The sequence below is a fragment of the Phyllobacterium sp. CCNWLW109 genome (assembly GCF_037203905.1).
Lineage (GTDB): Bacteria > Pseudomonadota > Alphaproteobacteria > Rhizobiales > Rhizobiaceae > Phyllobacterium > Phyllobacterium ifriqiyense.
The window spans coordinates 119,011-134,445 of the sequence record NZ_JBBCBK010000004.1 but is presented as its reverse complement, the minus strand read 5'-3'; the positions used below and the strand labels follow the sequence as shown (position 1 = coordinate 134,445).

General features: G+C 52.9%; 15 protein-coding genes. 8 read left to right on the top strand and 7 right to left on the bottom strand.

Features of this window, described 5'->3' with window-relative positions:
• Nucleotides 1–16: 16 nt before the first annotated feature.
• Nucleotides 17–310 carry a pentapeptide MXKDX repeat protein gene (locus tag V9K92_RS16085; RefSeq protein ID WP_336439661.1) on the bottom strand — a complete coding sequence of 98 codons (294 nt, stop codon included), beginning with the start codon at nucleotides 308–310 and terminating at the stop codon, nucleotides 17–19.
• A 274-nt stretch (nucleotides 311–584) separates the two neighbouring features.
• Here V9K92_RS16085 and V9K92_RS16080 point away from each other — a divergent pair, with 274 nt between their 5' ends.
• Nucleotides 585–1,139: a sigma-70 family RNA polymerase sigma factor gene (locus tag V9K92_RS16080; RefSeq protein WP_115052326.1), complete on the top strand. Its 555-nt coding sequence runs from the start codon at nucleotides 585–587 to the stop codon at nucleotides 1,137–1,139.
• Entirely contained in the window at nucleotides 1,126–1,767 is a 642-nt protein-coding gene (locus V9K92_RS16075; RefSeq protein ID WP_115052325.1) for an NrsF family protein, read from the top strand. Before V9K92_RS16080 ends, V9K92_RS16075 begins: the two co-directional genes overlap by 14 nt.
• 6 nt (nucleotides 1,768–1,773) lie before the next feature.
• Here the strand turns inward: V9K92_RS16075 and V9K92_RS16070 are convergent, their stop codons facing one another.
• A complete protein-coding gene (locus V9K92_RS16070) occupies nucleotides 1,774–2,883 on the bottom strand; it encodes a Gfo/Idh/MocA family protein (RefSeq protein ID WP_307279759.1) in 1,110 nt (369 codons plus the stop codon).
• Between the two features lie 126 nt (nucleotides 2,884–3,009).
• Here V9K92_RS16070 and V9K92_RS16065 point away from each other — a divergent pair, with 126 nt between their 5' ends.
• The 6 genes from V9K92_RS16065 to iolB all read left to right on the top strand — a co-directional run bounded on the left by V9K92_RS16065 (nucleotide 3,010) and on the right by iolB (nucleotide 9,768).
• Nucleotides 3,010–3,852: a MurR/RpiR family transcriptional regulator gene (locus tag V9K92_RS16065; RefSeq protein ID WP_115052323.1), complete on the top strand. Its 843-nt coding sequence runs from the start codon at nucleotides 3,010–3,012 to the stop codon at nucleotides 3,850–3,852.
• Nucleotides 3,853–3,973: 121 nt separating this feature from the next.
• Nucleotides 3,974–5,914, top strand: a complete 1,941-nt coding sequence (locus V9K92_RS16060; protein WP_337354430.1) for a bifunctional 5-dehydro-2-deoxygluconokinase/5-dehydro-2-deoxyphosphogluconate aldolase — start codon at nucleotides 3,974–3,976, stop codon at nucleotides 5,912–5,914.
• 68 nt (nucleotides 5,915–5,982) lie between these two features.
• Complete coding sequence (iolD, locus tag V9K92_RS16055) at nucleotides 5,983–7,833, top strand: 3D-(3,5/4)-trihydroxycyclohexane-1,2-dione acylhydrolase (decyclizing) (protein ID WP_337354429.1); 1,851 nt, start codon at nucleotides 5,983–5,985, stop codon at nucleotides 7,831–7,833.
• A 31-nt stretch (nucleotides 7,834–7,864) separates the two neighbouring features.
• Entirely contained in the window at nucleotides 7,865–8,749 is an 885-nt protein-coding gene (gene iolE, locus V9K92_RS16050; RefSeq protein WP_337354428.1) for a myo-inosose-2 dehydratase, read from the top strand.
• Nucleotides 8,746–8,967 (top strand): DUF3329 domain-containing protein, encoded by a 222-nt coding sequence (locus V9K92_RS16045; RefSeq protein WP_337354427.1) that lies wholly within the window; start codon nucleotides 8,746–8,748, stop codon nucleotides 8,965–8,967. Before iolE ends, V9K92_RS16045 begins: the two co-directional genes overlap by 4 nt.
• Nucleotides 8,968–8,970: 3 nt before the next feature.
• Nucleotides 8,971–9,768: a 5-deoxy-glucuronate isomerase gene (iolB, locus tag V9K92_RS16040; RefSeq protein ID WP_307279777.1), complete on the top strand. Its 798-nt coding sequence runs from the start codon at nucleotides 8,971–8,973 to the stop codon at nucleotides 9,766–9,768.
• Nucleotides 9,769–9,818: 50 nt separating this feature from the next.
• On the opposite strand, the gene iolG is transcribed toward iolB, so the two are convergent.
• The 5 genes from iolG to V9K92_RS16015 form a co-directional block, all read right to left on the bottom strand.
• Nucleotides 9,819–10,808 (bottom strand): inositol 2-dehydrogenase, encoded by a 990-nt coding sequence (gene iolG, locus V9K92_RS16035; protein WP_337354426.1) that lies wholly within the window; start codon nucleotides 10,806–10,808, stop codon nucleotides 9,819–9,821.
• Between the two features lie 52 nt (nucleotides 10,809–10,860).
• Nucleotides 10,861–11,874 carry an ABC transporter permease subunit gene (locus tag V9K92_RS16030; protein WP_115052316.1) on the bottom strand — a complete coding sequence of 338 codons (1,014 nt, stop codon included), beginning with the start codon at nucleotides 11,872–11,874 and terminating at the stop codon, nucleotides 10,861–10,863.
• A gap of 55 nt (nucleotides 11,875–11,929) precedes the next feature.
• Nucleotides 11,930–13,471, bottom strand: coding sequence for an ATP-binding cassette domain-containing protein (locus V9K92_RS16025; protein WP_115052315.1), 1,542 nt, complete (start codon nucleotides 13,469–13,471; stop codon nucleotides 11,930–11,932).
• An 86-nt stretch (nucleotides 13,472–13,557) separates the two neighbouring features.
• The gene (locus tag V9K92_RS16020) at nucleotides 13,558–14,487 is read right to left on the bottom strand and encodes a sugar ABC transporter substrate-binding protein (protein WP_115053215.1); all 930 of its coding nucleotides are present in this window, start codon (nucleotides 14,485–14,487) and stop codon (nucleotides 13,558–13,560) included.
• Nucleotides 14,488–14,834: 347 nt separating this feature from the next.
• Nucleotides 14,835–15,308, bottom strand: a complete 474-nt coding sequence (locus V9K92_RS16015; protein WP_115052314.1) for a YciE/YciF ferroxidase family protein — start codon at nucleotides 15,306–15,308, stop codon at nucleotides 14,835–14,837.
• Nucleotides 15,309–15,435 lie beyond the last annotated feature (127 nt).

The following is a 15,435-nucleotide window of genomic DNA, read 5'->3' as shown; positions in this document are numbered from 1 at the left end:
ATAACCTTTGCCAATGCTAATTGGCTGCTGGAGCCATTGCATCCGGCTTTTTCTTGACAGGCTTCATGGCATCGCCCTTCATCGCGTCTTTTTTCATGGCGTCCGGCTTCATGGCATCCGCTTTCATCGCATCGCCCTTCATCGGGTCGGCTTTCATTGCATCTGGTTTCATTGCGTCATGTTTCATCGCATCTTGCTTTTTCACCGGTTGTGCCTTCATGGCATCTTCAGCAGCGGCCAGATTCACACTGGCCAAACCAGCGGTAAGTGCGAAAGCCGAAAGGACTATACTACGTGTGAAAACGTTCATGGTCATTCTCCTTGAGTTAATTCAGATACGATAAACGTGCCCATAAGTTTCGAGTGCCTCTGACACCCACATTGCTTCGGCGCGTTGTCGCCAGTGACATGAAGCAATACGGATCGGACAGGAAATTAGTTACGAGGATCACGGATTGGTGATGGGCGGGTGGTCTGATTCCAACATTTGCGTCCGATTTGCGTGTCGCTCATTGACGTTCCGCCATCTTGCACCTCATGCTGTAACCTTTCTGCCACCGCTGCGAATAAGGAATTAAACCGGAGTGCATTCTGTCGAAACGCGACTGAAAGAACTGATGCTTGCTAGTCTTGCAGGTGATGCGCGCAGCTACGCCATTCTTCTGAATGACGTGGCAAAGCATTTGCGTTCTTATTTTTTGCGACGGCTCTCTGAAGCCCATAAGGGTGACGCTGACGATCTCGTGCAGGAGACGTTGATGGCGCTGCATACCAAACGGGCAACCTACGAAACCGATCGCCCGTTCACCGCCTGGCTGCACGCCATCGCGCGATATAAATTGATAGATCATTTCCGCCGCAACAAAATTCGCGCAACTATACCTTTGGATAATGCTGAAGATTTGATACCGGCGGATTATTCCGATGCAACTGCAGACCGGATAGATGTGGAAAGCCTGTTACAGTCAGTCCCGGAGAAATCACGGGAGTTGATTTACCGTACAAAAATTGAAGGGCAATCAATAGCAGAGGTCGCGACGAGCACCGGACTTTCGGAATCAGCGGTGAAGGTTGGTATACATAGAGGCATCAAGGCGATTGCCGCAAAATTGAAAGGACGTGCACATGGCAACGGATGACTTGATTGCACGTCTCACGCGCGATCTGAAGCCTATACAGCGCAGCAGCGTCGCCAAGCGGCTTGCCATAGGTCTTGGCTTGGGCTTTGCCGCATCCTGGCTTTTGATGGTCTGGTGGTTGGGCATGCGGCCAGATCTCATGGAAGCTTCTGCCACAATGCCCTTCTGGGGAAAGCTCGCATATACGCTTCTTCTCGCCGTTATCGGTGCATGGGCAGTCAAGCGGATCGCTTATCCACTTGGCAGCATCATCATCAATCTTGTCTTGATGGCAGTCGCACTGTTTGCATTCGGAATATTGGCTGCGGGAATATTCGCCATGGCACCGCCCGAAGCGCACATGACGATGCTGACCGGCAAATCGCTGGCCGTATGCACATTCAATATTGTTGTACTGTCCATGCCACTGCTGATCGGCGCATTCTGGGTTTTGCGTGGTATGGCACCCACTCGCCTCACCATGGCGGGGGCTGCGGCCGGCATTGCAGCGGGCGCGATAGGCTCGGTTATCTATTCTTTCCACTGCACGGAAAGCGCCATGCCGTTTGTCGCTGTCTGGTATACGCTCGGCGTATTGATACCCGGCCTCATCGGTGCCTTGGCCGGGCGTTTCTTTCTCAGATGGTAGAAATAGCTACCTGACATCCACCCAGCGCTGATCCTTGAAAGAGCGAGCCATGGCATGAACGGTGCGCTCGATTTCCAGGCCATCTGCAAACTCGATCAGATGCGCCGCTTGGCCTTCGATACGCTTGATCAGCTCATGGCATTCAATGATTTTTAGATCGTTGAAACCAAGCCCATGGCCCGGCGCTGGAATGAACCGGCCATAGGGCTCGTGATGCGGTGCCGTTAAAATGGTGCGATAGCCCTGCTCTGTAGGGCGATCCGATGTCACATAGAGCTGAAATTCATTGGCGCGCTCCTGATCAAACAGGATGGAGCCCTTTGAACCGAATATCTGCAACGCGATGCGGCCCTTGCGTCCCCATGCAGAACGGTTCACCTGCAATGTACCTGCCACGCCGTTTTCCATATGCATCAAAACGCTGGCACTGTCATAGGTTTCGACAGCCCGGCTGGTGCCATCTCGGGTCTTGCGGCTCGCATAGGGTTTCGCCATGTCGCACATCACTCGCGACACGCGCCCGAACAGTGTGAACAACAGTGACAAAGGATGTACGGCGAAATCGTCAAGCGCCCCATAGCCCGAGGTCGCTTCATGCTTCCAGTAGAAAAGCGCATCAGGATCGGCCATGAAATCCTCATCCATTTCAATGCGCAGGTGATTTACCTCGCCGATAATCTTCTCATCCAGAAGCTTGCGGATATGACGGATCGCTGGCCCTTGCGTATAATTATATCCAAGCGCAGCTACTTTTCCGGACTGAGCTGCAGCAGCAGCCATTGCTTCTGCCTCTGCAAAGCCAGGTGCCATCGGCTTCTCGCACCAGACATGTTTGCCAGCCTTAAGAGCTGCAATTGCCATTTCAGGGTGGAACTGGTTCGGCGTTGTAATCGATACAACATCAACCTGTGGATCGTTGATGACTTCGCGCCAATCACCGGATGCCCTTCGAAAACCGAACTCGCTTGCACGTTCTACCGCAAGATTTTCATTGGCTTCGCCAAGATGAACCAGGGAAATGTCGGGGCCGTCACCAAAGACGGCGCGTACCGAATTCCACGCCAGAGCGTGGCATTTGCCCATAAAACCTGTTCCGATCAGCCCAACACCCAGCATCGACTCTTCTCCAGCGCTTGCGAATAACGAATGAAATAATCTATAACAGATGAAAATGGAATAACTGATCCACTTTGATATAAATATTTTGCTTTGTAAGATATAGTCTTTGGGGCAATGATTCGGATGGGTACTATGGACAATGGAGCGGAGTTGCCGCGGGACTTCGATGCATTGCGCAATCTCATCCTGGAGCGGCGAGATATCCTGCCGAAACGTTTGGCCCAGATCGCAGCCTATGCCCTCAGCAATCCCGACGAGATTGCCTTTGGTACCGCCGCCAGCATAGCCAATACGGCAGGCGTGCAACCTTCAACCCTTATCCGGTTTGCTCAGCACCTCGGATTCGATGGTTTCACCAGTCTGCAATCTGTTTTTCGCGAACGTCTGCGCGAGCGGCAAATCTCTTATGAAGAGCGCCTTTCCGCACTGCATGGAAATACGGATGGCCTTTCCCAAAATCGCGCAATTCTCAACGGGTTTCTGGCTGCGGCCAGCCAATCTGTGGAGACGATCTCCCGGCAGCTCGAAGATGATGTACTGGACCGGGCAGTCGATATTCTGGCGGGTGCCGAGACCATCTTTCTTCTCGCCCGCCGACGTTCATATCCAATTACCGCCTATATGGCCTACGCCTTCGGCAAATTGAAAATTCGCAATCAGTTGATTGAATCAACAGCCGGGATTGATCCTGAGATTTTGTCATTTGCAACACCGGCAGATGCAGCCATTGCCATCAGCTTTTCTCCCTACGCATCAGCCACAATTGAGCATGCCGCCACGCTCGCTGCTCGCAACGTTCCTGTCGTTGCAATCACTGACAGCGCATTTTCGCCGCTTGCTCAGTCGGCAAAAGTCTGGTTCGAGGCGGCGGAAGGCGATTTCTCAGGCTTCCGCTCACTGTCCGGCACAATGGCGCTTGCCATGGCTTTGACCGTCAGCGTTGCCGAACGGCGCCGCAAACTGTGAATGTCAAAAACCTAAAAAGAATATACATTCCATGTTGACGATTTGATAGAATTATTATTTCATATAGGCGAGAACCTGCTGTCCGAAATGGGACACTTAATCAGAATATCGGGAGAACGACATGGATAGAACTGATAGCGCCAAGCCCCTTGGCAAGCCGCTTGATGTCATAACCATTGGGCGCTCGTCAGTTGATCTTTACGGCCAGCAAATCGGCTCACGTCTTGAAGACATCACGTCGTTTGCAAAATCAGTGGGTGGCTGCCCGGCAAACATTGCCATTGGTACTGCGCGGCTTGGTTTGCGTTCTGCCCTGCTCTCCCGTGTCGGTGATGAGCAGATGGGCCGTTTTATCCGCGAACAAATGGTACGGGAAGGCGTCGCGACAACGGGCGTTATTACTGACCCGCAGCGTCTTTCTGCACTGGTTATTCTGTCTGTGGAGAATGATAAAAGCTTCCCACTGATTTTCTATCGCGAAGACTGTGCCGACATGGCATTGGAAGAAAGCGATATTGACGCGGATTTCATCGCTTCAGCCCGCGCGGTCGTTGTCACGGGTACGCATTTCTCCAAACCAAAGCCGGACGCTGCACAGCGCAAAGCCATTCGCCTGATGAAAGAAGCTGGCGGAAAAGTCGTGTTCGATATCGACTATCGTCCTAACCTTTGGGGCCTTGCCGGTCACGGTGATGGCGACAGCCGCTATATCGCATCCGATGCCGTTTCCAACCACCTTAAAACCGTATTGCCTGATTGCGATTTGATTGTTGGCACCGAAGAAGAAGTTTTGATCGCTTCCGGGGAAGATGACCTTCTGAGCGCTCTCAAGACCATTCGCGCTCTATCAAAAGGAACAATTGTCCTCAAACGCGGACCCATGGGTTGCATTGTTTACGAGGGACCTATCTCCGACGATCTCGAAGATGGCATTGTCGGCAAGGGCTTTCCCATCGAAGTGTTCAACGTTCTTGGAGCGGGTGACGCCTTCATGTCCGGCCTGCTGCGCGGATGGCTCGGCGGCGAGTCTCTGGCAACTGCCGCAACATGGGCAAATGCCTGCGGCGCATTTGCCGTTTCGCGCTTACTTTGCTCACCGGAAATACCAACCTTCGCAGAGCTGCAATATTTTCTCGAACATGGCAGCAAGCATCATGCTCTGCGCAAGGACGAGGCCATCAACCATATTCATTGGGCAACAACGCGTCGGCGCGAAATTCCTTCAATGATGACCTTCGCCATTGATCACAGGGTCCAGCTTGAAGATCTTTGTCAAAAGCTCGGTGCGAATACATCAAAGATCGGTGAATTCAAGGAATTGGCAGTCAAAGCGGCTGCAAAAGTTGCCGATGGTCGTGGTGGATATGGAATGCTGCTGGATGAGAAATTCGGTCGTGAAGCCATGTTCGAATTTGCACGCCATAGTTTTGACTGGCTTGGACGTCCGGTAGAACTGCCAGGTTCCCGTCCGCTACGGTTTGAGTTCTCGCAGGATATTGGCTCCCAGCTTGTTGAGTGGCCAGTCGATCATTGCATAAAGTGCTTGTGCTTTTATCACCCCGACGACCCTGCTGACCTCAAGCTTGAACAGCAGCAAAAATTGCGCACGCTTTTTGAGGCAGCACGCAAAGTGGGCCGGGAATTGCTGATCGAGATTATCGCCGGAAAACACGGCATTCTGGATGACAACACTATTCCACGCGCACTGGAAGAGCTTTACGCACTCGGCATCAAGCCCGACTGGTGGAAGCTTGAGCCGCAGGCCTCGGCAACAGCTTGGAAAAATATCGAGCAGATCGTTGAAAAGAATGATCCTTGGTGCCGCGGTGTTGTATTGCTTGGTTTGGAAGCACCGCAAGATGAGTTGGAGGCTGCTTTCGCCGCCACCGCCAAGGCTCCTATCGTGAAGGGCTTTGCTGTGGGCCGGACACTCTTCATGGAGGCTGCGGAAGCTTGGCTTTCGGGTAAACTTTCCGACGAGGAAGCGGTTGGTGATATGGCTGGTCGTTTCGAGAAATTGACCAAGGCATGGCTGTCCAGTCGCGATATATTGTCGAACTAGATAATTACGAATAGTGGAGCCGGTTTTCCATCCGTTATACGGAGAATAGGACCGGGGAGGAGATTGATATGAGCAATACAGTACGTCTGACGATGGCGCAGGCACTGACACGCTTTCTCGCGGCACAGATGACCACGATAGACGGCAAGGAAATGCCGATTTTCGGCGGTGTCTGGGCGATTTTCGGCCATGGCAACGTGGCTGGTATTGGGGAGGCACTCTATCAAGTCCGCGATGAACTGCCGACCTATCGCGCGCATAATGAACAAGCGATGGCCCATGCCGCAATCGCCTTTGCGAAGGCGAGTTTCCGCCAGCGCATGATGGCCGTAACGAGTTCGGTGGGACCTGGCGCAACCAATATGGTCACCGCCGCCGCCCTTGCCCATGTCAATCGCCTGCCCCTCCTCCTGCTTCCCGGCGATGTTTTTGCAAACCGTATTCCCGACCCGGTTCTGCAACAGGTCGAATCCTTTGCCGACGGCACCATTTCCGCCAATGACTGCTTCAGGCCTGTGTCTCGTTACTTCGATCGTATCACGCGCCCTGAACAGATTATTCCCGCCCTCGCCCGCGCCATGACAGTGCTGACCGATCCGGCGGAGTGCGGCCCGGTCACTCTGGCTCTCTGTCAGGATGTGCAGGCGGAAGCTTACGATTATCCGGAGAGCTTTTTCGATAAGCGCGTCTGGTCACTTCGACGCCCGCGTCCTGACCGTAATGAGCTTTCAGCCGCTGTTGCAGCCTTGCAATCCGCCAAAAAGCCTTTGGTCATTGCCGGTGGCGGTGTCATTTTTTCGCAAGCTTCAAAGGAACTTGCTGATTTTGTCGAGGCTGCGGGTATCCCTGTCTGTGAAACGCAAGGCGGCAAGTCTTCGCTGCCCGATAGCCATCCGCTCAACATGGCAGCTGTCGGGGTAACCGGCACTTCTGCTGCAAACCGGCTGGCGCAAGAGGCCGACGTGATTATTGCGGTGGGTACACGCTTGCAGGACTTTACGACGGGTTCGTGGTCACTCTTCCAGAATTCTGCCAAGACTTTCATCGGCCTTAACGTCCAGACCTTTGATGCTGCAAAACATCGGGCGCTGCCACTGGTTGCTGATGCGAAAGAAGGATTGCTGGAGCTCACGGCCGCTTTGCAGGGATATAAGGCGCCTGCAAGCTGGACAGAAAATGCAAAGTACGGAAAAGCCGAATGGCAAAAAGCCGCTGCAAAGGTTACCGGCCCTACCAATGCTTCGCTGCCTTCGGATGCACAGGTTATCGGTGCCGTGCAACGTACATTTGGCGCTGAGGCAACGGTCCTTCATGCTGCAGGCGGACTGCCGGGCGAAATGCACAAATTATGGCAGGCAGGTGCTCCCGGCTCCTACCATGCCGAATATGGCTTTTCTTGCATGGGCTACGAGATTGCTGGCGGGCTGGGTGCGAAGATGGCCAAGCCTGACGATGAAGTCGTTGTGATGATTGGCGATGGCTCCTATCTGATGTTGAATTCGGAACTTGCCACCTCAGTCATGCTGGGTCAGCGTATCACCGTCGTGCTGCTCGACAATCGCGGCTATGGCTGCATCAACCGGCTGCAAATGGGAACGGGTGGGGCCAACTTCAATAATCTTCTGAAGGATTCGAAGCACGAAGTCTTGCCCGATATCGATTTCGCTGCTCATGCCCGTAGCCTCGGTGCAATCTCAGAAAAAGTCGCTTCAATTGCTGAGCTGGAAACAGCGCTTGCAAGGGCAAAAGACAACGACCGCACAACAGTTATTGTCATTGATACCGACCCACTGATTTCGACGGAAGAAGGCGGCACCTGGTGGGATGTGGCGGTGCCGGAGGTAAGCCAGCGCAGCCAGGTCACTGCGGCACGCAAGGAGTATGAACAAAAATTGAAATTACAGCGCGTCGGTGACTAAGCTGTTTACTGCTAACCAAAGGAACTGAAGAATGATCCGTATCGGGGCGAACCCAATCGGCTGGTCGAATGACGACATGCTGGAAATCGGTGGCGATATTCCACTGGAAACCTGTCTTGAACAGGCAAAGGCAGCCGGATTTACCGGCATGGAACTTGGCAATAAATTTCCGCGCACTGCCGAAAAATTGCGTCCTATTCTCGACGCTTATGGGCACAGCCTTGTCAGCGGATGGTATTCAACCGAGTTGCTGGTCCGCGATGTGGATGCGGAACTTGAAGCTGTTAAAGATCACGCCACATTGTTGAAAGACATGGGCTGCGCCGTTCTGATTGCAGCGGAAACATCAAATGCCATCCATTCCAATAAGGAGCTGCCACTTTCCGCCCGCCCCGTCTTGCTGAAATCGGCCTGGAAAGTCTTCGGTGAGCGCTATACCCGCTTTGCACAAGCCATTAAGCAGACCTATGGCCTGCAACTGGTCTATCACCACCATATGGGTACTGTCGTTCAGACGGAATCCGAGATTGACCGCTTCATGGAAGTCACTGGCGATTCGGTAAATCTTCTGCTCGACACGGGACATGCGACTTGGGGTGGCGGAGATCCGGCGCGTCTGGCACGGCATTACAAAGCACGCATCGGCCATGTCCATTGCAAGGATATTCGCGAAGACGTCATGTGGGCATCAAACCGCGAAGACTGGTCATTCCTTGATAGCGTTCTCGTCGGTGTTTACACTGTTCCCGGCGACGGTATGATCGACTATGTTCGAGTACTTAAGGAACTCAAAGGCTATAGCGGCTGGGTGGTTGTCGAAGCTGAGCAGGATCCGACGAAAGCTGATCCGGCAACCTATTCCAAGCTTGGGCATGCCAATCTAAGCCGCTTCATAAAGGAAGCAGGGCTTGCGTGACTAAAGACTCCAACCATCCATTCTTCCGTCCCCTGTGGCGCAGAATTGCCGTCGTGGCGTTCTGCGTTGCTTGGGCGATTTTCGAGTTTGCCACGGGAACACCATTCTGGGGCATCATCGCACTAGGCTTCGCAGGCTATGGCGTTTGGCAATTCATCATCGTCTACGACGCGTCGGAACCAGTGCCGCCGGCGGACGTTAATGCCAAGAAGGAATGATCCATGTCGAAACTTTTGATCAAGGCCGTGGATGGTATTGGCCATATTGCCAATATCACACCTGAAAGTGCTGGTTGGACTTATGTAGGCTTTGACCTGCACAGGCTGGAAGCCGGGCAGTCATTGTGTGGAAAAACCGAGGACAAAGAGGTCTGCCTCGTCTTTGTAACCGGCAAGGGCAATGTAACTGCCAATGGCGAAGACCTTGGCCTGCTCGGCAAACGCATGTCGCCATTTGATGGCAAGCCATGGTCTGTCTACCTGCCTGAAGGTTCGGATTGGTCCATTTCAGCCGAGACTGGCGTCGAACTTGCCGTCTGCTCCGCACCCAGCCTCAATGGCGGGCTACCTGTGCGCGTGATATCGCCGGATGATCTTGGTCAGGAAACGCGCGGCAAAGGCACCAATACCCGCTATGTCACCAATATTCTTCCTGAAAACGAGCCTGCGGACTCACTTCTGGTGGTTGAGGTTATTACGCCGGGAGGACATACTTCCAGCTATCCTCCGCATAAACATGATCAGGATAATCTTCCAGCCGAATCCTATCTGGAAGAAACCTACTACCATCGCTTTAACCCGCCGCAAGGTTTTGGGTTCCAGCGTGTCTATACGGATGATCGCTCGCTTGATGAAGCCATGGCGATTGAGGATGGGGACGTGGTCATGGTGCCTAAAGGATACCATCCCTGCGCGGCCTGCCACGGTTATGACCTCTATTATCTCAATGTGATGGCCGGTCCAAAGCGCACGTGGAAATTCCACAATGCTGCCGAGCATGAATGGCTGACAAAGCTATAAGCTTTCAATTGCAGCTTCACCGAAAAAACGATGAAGCTGCAATTTTAAAATTACACCGTAATCGTCTTGCCTTCTTTCACCGAACGCAAGGCAGCATCGGCAAGTGCCAATGCGATCAGCCCATCTTCGCCGCTGGGGTCAGCTTGCGTGCCGGCGGCAATACCGTCGATAAAGGCCGCGATTTCGTTGGCATAGGCCTCCGTATAACGCGTCATGAAGAAGTCGTGCAGCGGCGGGCGCGTATAGCCATTGCCATTGGCAATTTCGATTGAAACGGCACGCTGATTTTCCGCTGCGACCATTCCCTTGGAACCATGCACTTCAATGCGCTGATCATAGCCATAGGTTGCACGGCGTGAGTTTGAAATCACGCATTGCTTCCCCGAAGCCGTCGAAAGAATGACGCTGACACTATCGTAATCGCCAAGCTCGCCAATCTTCTTGTCCACAAGTACAGAAGCATGTGCAGCGACAGACACAGGCTCTTCGCCAAGCAGGAAGCGCGCCATATCAAAATCATGGATGGTCATATCGCGGAAAATACCACCCGAGCGGGTAATGTACTCGGCAGGTGGCGCACCGGGATCACGCGAGGTTATGGTCACCATTTCCACGTCGCCAATCGCGCCATCGTCGATTGCCTTGCGTACTGCGGCGAAATGCGGGTCGAACCTACGGTTGAAGCCTACCATCAATGTCGCCTTTGTCTGCCTTACCACTGCAAGGCACTCTTCAACCCGCTTTACGTCAAGGTCGATCGGCTTCTCGCAAAAGATGGCCTTTCCTGCACGCGCAAAACGTTCGATAAGATCCGCATGCGTATCAGTCGGAGTACAGATGATAACGGCGTCGATATCGCCGGCACTCTCGATCTCATCAATGGTGCGCACTTCGCAGCCATAGGCAGCAGATAGATCCGTGGCAGCCTGTTCGAACGCATCGGCCACTGCAACAAGCTCTGCCCGTGCATTGGAGCCTATTGCCTTGGCGTGAACCTTGCCGATACGGCCCGCGCCCAGCAGACCAAAACGTACAGTCATTTCATTACCTCATGGAAGAATGGCCCGGGATGATTCCCGGGCGTTACAAAACTCAGACTTTTCTCTTTTTCTGGCGATATACGTCGATGACCACCGCTGCAACGATAATGATGCCTTTGATGATCTCTTGATAGTAGGCGTCCACCCGAAGAAAGGTGAAACCTGAAATCATGACGCCCAGAATAATGGCGCCGATAACCGTGCCGGTGATGCGGCCTATACCACCCGTCAGCGATGTCCCGCCAATGACGGCCGCTGCAATCGCATCGAGCTCATAGGTCACGCCCATGCCCGATTGTGCTGTCTGTGCCCGAGCCGCGGTGACAATACCGGCAAGCCCCGCCAGCAGACCGGCAATGGCATAGACCTTGATGAGATGCCGTTCGATATTGATGCCCGAAACCCGCGCCGCCTGCGCATTGGCACCGATGGCATAGGTGAACTTTCCATAGCGCGTATATCGCAAGGCTATGTGGAAAATGAGAGCCACGAGGAGAAAAACAATGACCGGCCAGATACTGGTTCCAATAAAATTGAATTGATCAGTCAAGCCGGAGATGGGCGAGCCCTTTGTGTACCATTTTGCAATGCCACGAGCAGAAACCATCATGCCCAGCGTGGCAATGAAGGGGGGAATTTTGGTTTGAGCAATCAGCCAGCCATTGATGATCCCGGCCAGGAGCCCGACACCCAGCCCGATAGCGATCGGTATGACGAACGGCAAGTCGGTAAGACCGGGATAAACCGGTCGCGCCCAGGTGGAGGATTGCGCAAAACTCGCGGCAATCATCGCGGTCATGCCTACAACCGAGCCTGACGAGAGATCAACACCGCCCGTGATAATCACTTGGGTGACACCAACAGCGATAATGCCGATCACTGAAACCTGCAGAATGATGATCCGCAGGCGCTGTGTGTTCATCAGAAAGCTCTGGCCTGCAAGTATCCAGCCAAGGATTTCGAACACCAGCGCAATCCCGATCAACACCAGAAGAATGTTGACTTCTGGCGGTAGCCGCCGGCTTCGGCGAGACGTAAGCGTTGCAGTTGCTTTTTCGCTTGTCATTATAGTTTCTCCCAATACCCCAGTAGCGTCGTCCGATCTAAAAAATTTGACCGGATTATTTTGACGCCAGCTCCATTACCTTGACTTGCGTCGCTTCAGCCCTATCCAGAAAACCCGTTACGCGCCCCTCATGCATCACCATCACGCGATCGCTCATGCCAAGCACCTCAGGCATTTCCGATGAGATCATGATGACCGCAACGCCCTGCCTTGCGAGCTGCGTGACGAGGCGATGGATTTCTGCCTTGGCACCAACATCAATGCCGCGGGTCGGCTCATCCAGAATGAGAATTTTAGGATTGGTAAGCAACCACCTACCAATGAGAACCTTCTGCTGGTTGCCACCGGATAGATTTTCGATCTTTTCTTCAAGATTGGGCGTCTTCACCCGCAAGGTTTCGCTCATCTTTTGGCAAACAGCCGTAATCTGCTTCTCCTGCACAAAACCAAATTTGGTAAAGCGATCCTGCAGCACAGCGATCTGCATGTTTTCAAGAATATCGAGGATTAGCAGGCAGCCCGTATCCTTGCGATCTTCTGTCAGGAAGGCCATGCCCATATTGATGGCTTGGTTGGGCGTGGTGACCTTTACCTCCTTGCCATTGATGGCAATGGTTCCTGTCGTGGCTGGAGTAACACCGAAAATGGTTTCAGCCACATTTGAGCGGCCAGAGCCGACGAGTCCGGCAATACCCAGGATTTCACCCGCGCGAACATCAAAAGAAATGTTGTGAAATACATTCTTCAGCGATAAATCCTTCACCGAAAGCACGACATCGCCGATAGGCACAGTTTCCTTCGGGAACATCTGGGTGATCTCACGGCCAACCATCATTTTGATGATGTCATCACGGGTTACATCGGTTGAGGCATGTGTGCCGATGTAACGGCCGTCCCGAAATACCGAAAACTCATCGGCAATCTCGAACAGTTCATTCATCTTGTGCGTGATGTAGACAATGCCGATCCCTTGCGAACGCAGATCACGTATGATCGCGAAGAGATGTTCCACCTCGCGCTCAGTCAGCGCAGAGGTCGGCTCATCCATAATCAGCACATCGGATTCATAGGAAACCGCCTTGGCAATTTCGACCATCTGGCGGTTGGCGACCGAGAGATCCCGCACCTGGCTATCAGGATCGAGCCTGATATTCAGCCGCTGAAAAAGCTCGGCCGTCATATCGTACATTTTGCCATGATCAACGAAGCCGAAAGCATTCTTCGGTTCACGGCGAATCCATATATTCTCGGCTACAGTCATGAATGGCATCAGGTTCAATTCCTGATGAATCATCGCTATGCCATTTTCGAGCGCGTCCAATGGCGATTTCAGGCGAATGGGCAGGCCTTTGAGATAAACCTCGCCCTGATCTGGAATATATATTCCAGCAAGTATTTTCATCAGAGTGGATTTACCGGCGCCATTTTCACCCATCAGCGCATGAACTGTCCCGCGCTTCAGCCGGAACTGCACACCATCCAGCGCCAAAACACCTGGAAATTCCTTGCGGACATTTTCAACATTCAAAAGATATTCCGCCTGCGGCACCGCACCGCTGGCACGAACTGCCGCCATGGTTGAAGGGCTGAGTGTCATGCTCTTCTCCTCCCAGAGAGTTTGGCTGCTTTAAATACCAATGCGGTCTCTCCCCAGTCGGGGAGAGACCGGCAACGACTTATTGCTTAGTTTTTTGACTGATATTTCGACAGGTTTTCAGGCGTTACGAGCTCGAAAGGAATATAGACCTTGCTTTCAATCTTCTCGCCTTTGGAAATCTTGAGTGCCGCATCGACAGCACCCTTGCCTTGCCCTGCCGCATCCTGGAATACTGTGACATCAAGATCACCGGCAGTCATTGCCGCCAAAGCGTCTTGTGTGGCGTCAACGCCAGCAACAACGACACTGTCCGGGGCACGGCCCGCAGCCTTAAGCGCCTGGATAGCCCCGATTGCCATCTCGTCATTGTTGGAAATTACAGCGTCAAACTCCAAGCCAGCCGAGAGCCAGTTTGTCATCAAATCCGCGCCCTGTGTGCGCGACCAGTTGGCGGTCTGCTCTTCAACAATGGAGATTCCCTTGCATGCATCGGTCGCAATCACATCATGCACGGCCTTTGTGCGTGCCCGCGCACCCTGATTGGACAACTCGCCCATCATGACGACGACCTTGCCCTGCCCCTTGAGCAACCGGCAGACTTCCGTTGTTTCAAGTGTGCCCGCTTCAGTTTCATTGGAGGCGACAAAAGCCTGCTTCTCAGGCAATTCGTCGACATTTGCTGGCTGGCGATTAACGTAAACCAGTGGGATACCGGCATCGGCAGCAATTTTCGACATGGCCGCAGTGGCATCCGTGTCCACCGCATTGACAATAATCGCATCTACTTTTGAGGCGATGAAATTCTGAATCTGGCTCTGCTGTTTCGCCACGTCATTCTGCGCATCTTCAACCTGCAAAGTCACGCCATCAAGCGTCTTGGCATAGTCTTCCATCCCCGTGCGCAAAACGTTGAGAAAATTGTCATCAAACTGCGCCATCGACACGCCTATATTGGCGGCCAGCGCCGAACTGCTCATCAACGCTGAAACAGCCACTCCCAATAGAAACTTTTTCACTTTTTTCTCCTCCACAATGGTGCCCGGCAACACCTTTCTATCCGGAATCTTCCACTTCGTCCTTGTGGCCACTACCCCTGACCGGCAAGCGACGAAGTTATGGAAAGCGCGTATCTCTCGCGCAACTCGATCCTGGCGCGTTTTCGGAATGTACAGACCGCCACGCTAGTTTCTGAAATATTTATTCCATTTTAAGGCTTCATCGTCAAGTCCGATTCAACTCTCGACTATTGTTAGACGAGGTAATTAGTTGCACAGCTGCGCAAAATGGTTCGCTGTCCATCCAACATGAAAACGGGCCCGGCAAACTTGCCAGACCCGCTCAATTTGTCCGATAGAAGGGCCTGTTAAGGCTTGTTGACGCTCTCAACAGCGATGTTGGTCAGCTTGTTATTGGCTGCCTTCTCCTGATCGAGAATTTCACTGAGCAGCTTGTGAGCTTCGTCATGGCCGAGTGTTTTTGCCCATTCCCGCAACGAGCCGTAGCGGGCAATCTCATAGTGCTCCACGGCTTGCGCAGCGGCAAGCAAACCCGCATTCAGCGCGGTGCCGGAAGCCTCTTCAATAAGACCATCCGTCTCCTTGATCAAACCTTCAATGGCATCGCATTTTTCGGCTTTCGGCTTAAGACCCAGCGATTTGAAAACCTGGTCCAGCGTCTTTACCTGACCCTTCGTCTCTTCAAGATGCTCTTCTACTGCCTTTTTGAGTTTGGCGTCTTTGGAGGCGCTCGCAACTTTTGGTAGAGCTTTGACGAGCGCATTCTCGGCATAATAGATGTCATGCAATGTGTGTTCAAAAATCTCAGCTAGTGTCTTCATTGTGATTTTCCTCCTGTCGATTGGGATACAGGAACCTTGGGGGAGCAATAATGTTCCGTCGCACCCAAGACGAAATCACATCACAATCAACCGAGTGTCTTGGGTCAATGCCAAAGAGATTCTGAAA

Coding starts and splice junctions, on each gene's coding strand:
- V9K92_RS16085 (WP_336439661.1), bottom strand. CDS start 310: ATGAACGTTTTCACACGTAGTATAGTCCTTTCGGCTTTCGCACTTACC.
- V9K92_RS16075 (WP_115052325.1), top strand. CDS start 1,126: ATGGCAACGGATGACTTGATTGCACGTCTCACGCGCGATCTGAAGCCT.
- V9K92_RS16070 (WP_307279759.1), bottom strand. CDS start 2,883: ATGCTGGGTGTTGGGCTGATCGGAACAGGTTTTATGGGCAAATGCCAC.
- V9K92_RS16065 (WP_115052323.1), top strand. CDS start 3,010: ATGGGTACTATGGACAATGGAGCGGAGTTGCCGCGGGACTTCGATGCA.
- V9K92_RS16060 (WP_337354430.1), top strand. CDS start 3,974: ATGGATAGAACTGATAGCGCCAAGCCCCTTGGCAAGCCGCTTGATGTC.
- iolD (WP_337354429.1), top strand. CDS start 5,983: ATGAGCAATACAGTACGTCTGACGATGGCGCAGGCACTGACACGCTTT.
- iolE (WP_337354428.1), top strand. CDS start 7,865: ATGATCCGTATCGGGGCGAACCCAATCGGCTGGTCGAATGACGACATG.
- iolB (WP_307279777.1), top strand. CDS start 8,971: ATGTCGAAACTTTTGATCAAGGCCGTGGATGGTATTGGCCATATTGCC.
- iolG (WP_337354426.1), bottom strand. CDS start 10,808: ATGACTGTACGTTTTGGTCTGCTGGGCGCGGGCCGTATCGGCAAGGTT.
- V9K92_RS16030 (WP_115052316.1), bottom strand. CDS start 11,874: ATGACAAGCGAAAAAGCAACTGCAACGCTTACGTCTCGCCGAAGCCGG.
- V9K92_RS16025 (WP_115052315.1), bottom strand. CDS start 13,471: ATGACACTCAGCCCTTCAACCATGGCGGCAGTTCGTGCCAGCGGTGCG.
- V9K92_RS16015 (WP_115052314.1), bottom strand. CDS start 15,308: ATGAAGACACTAGCTGAGATTTTTGAACACACATTGCATGACATCTAT.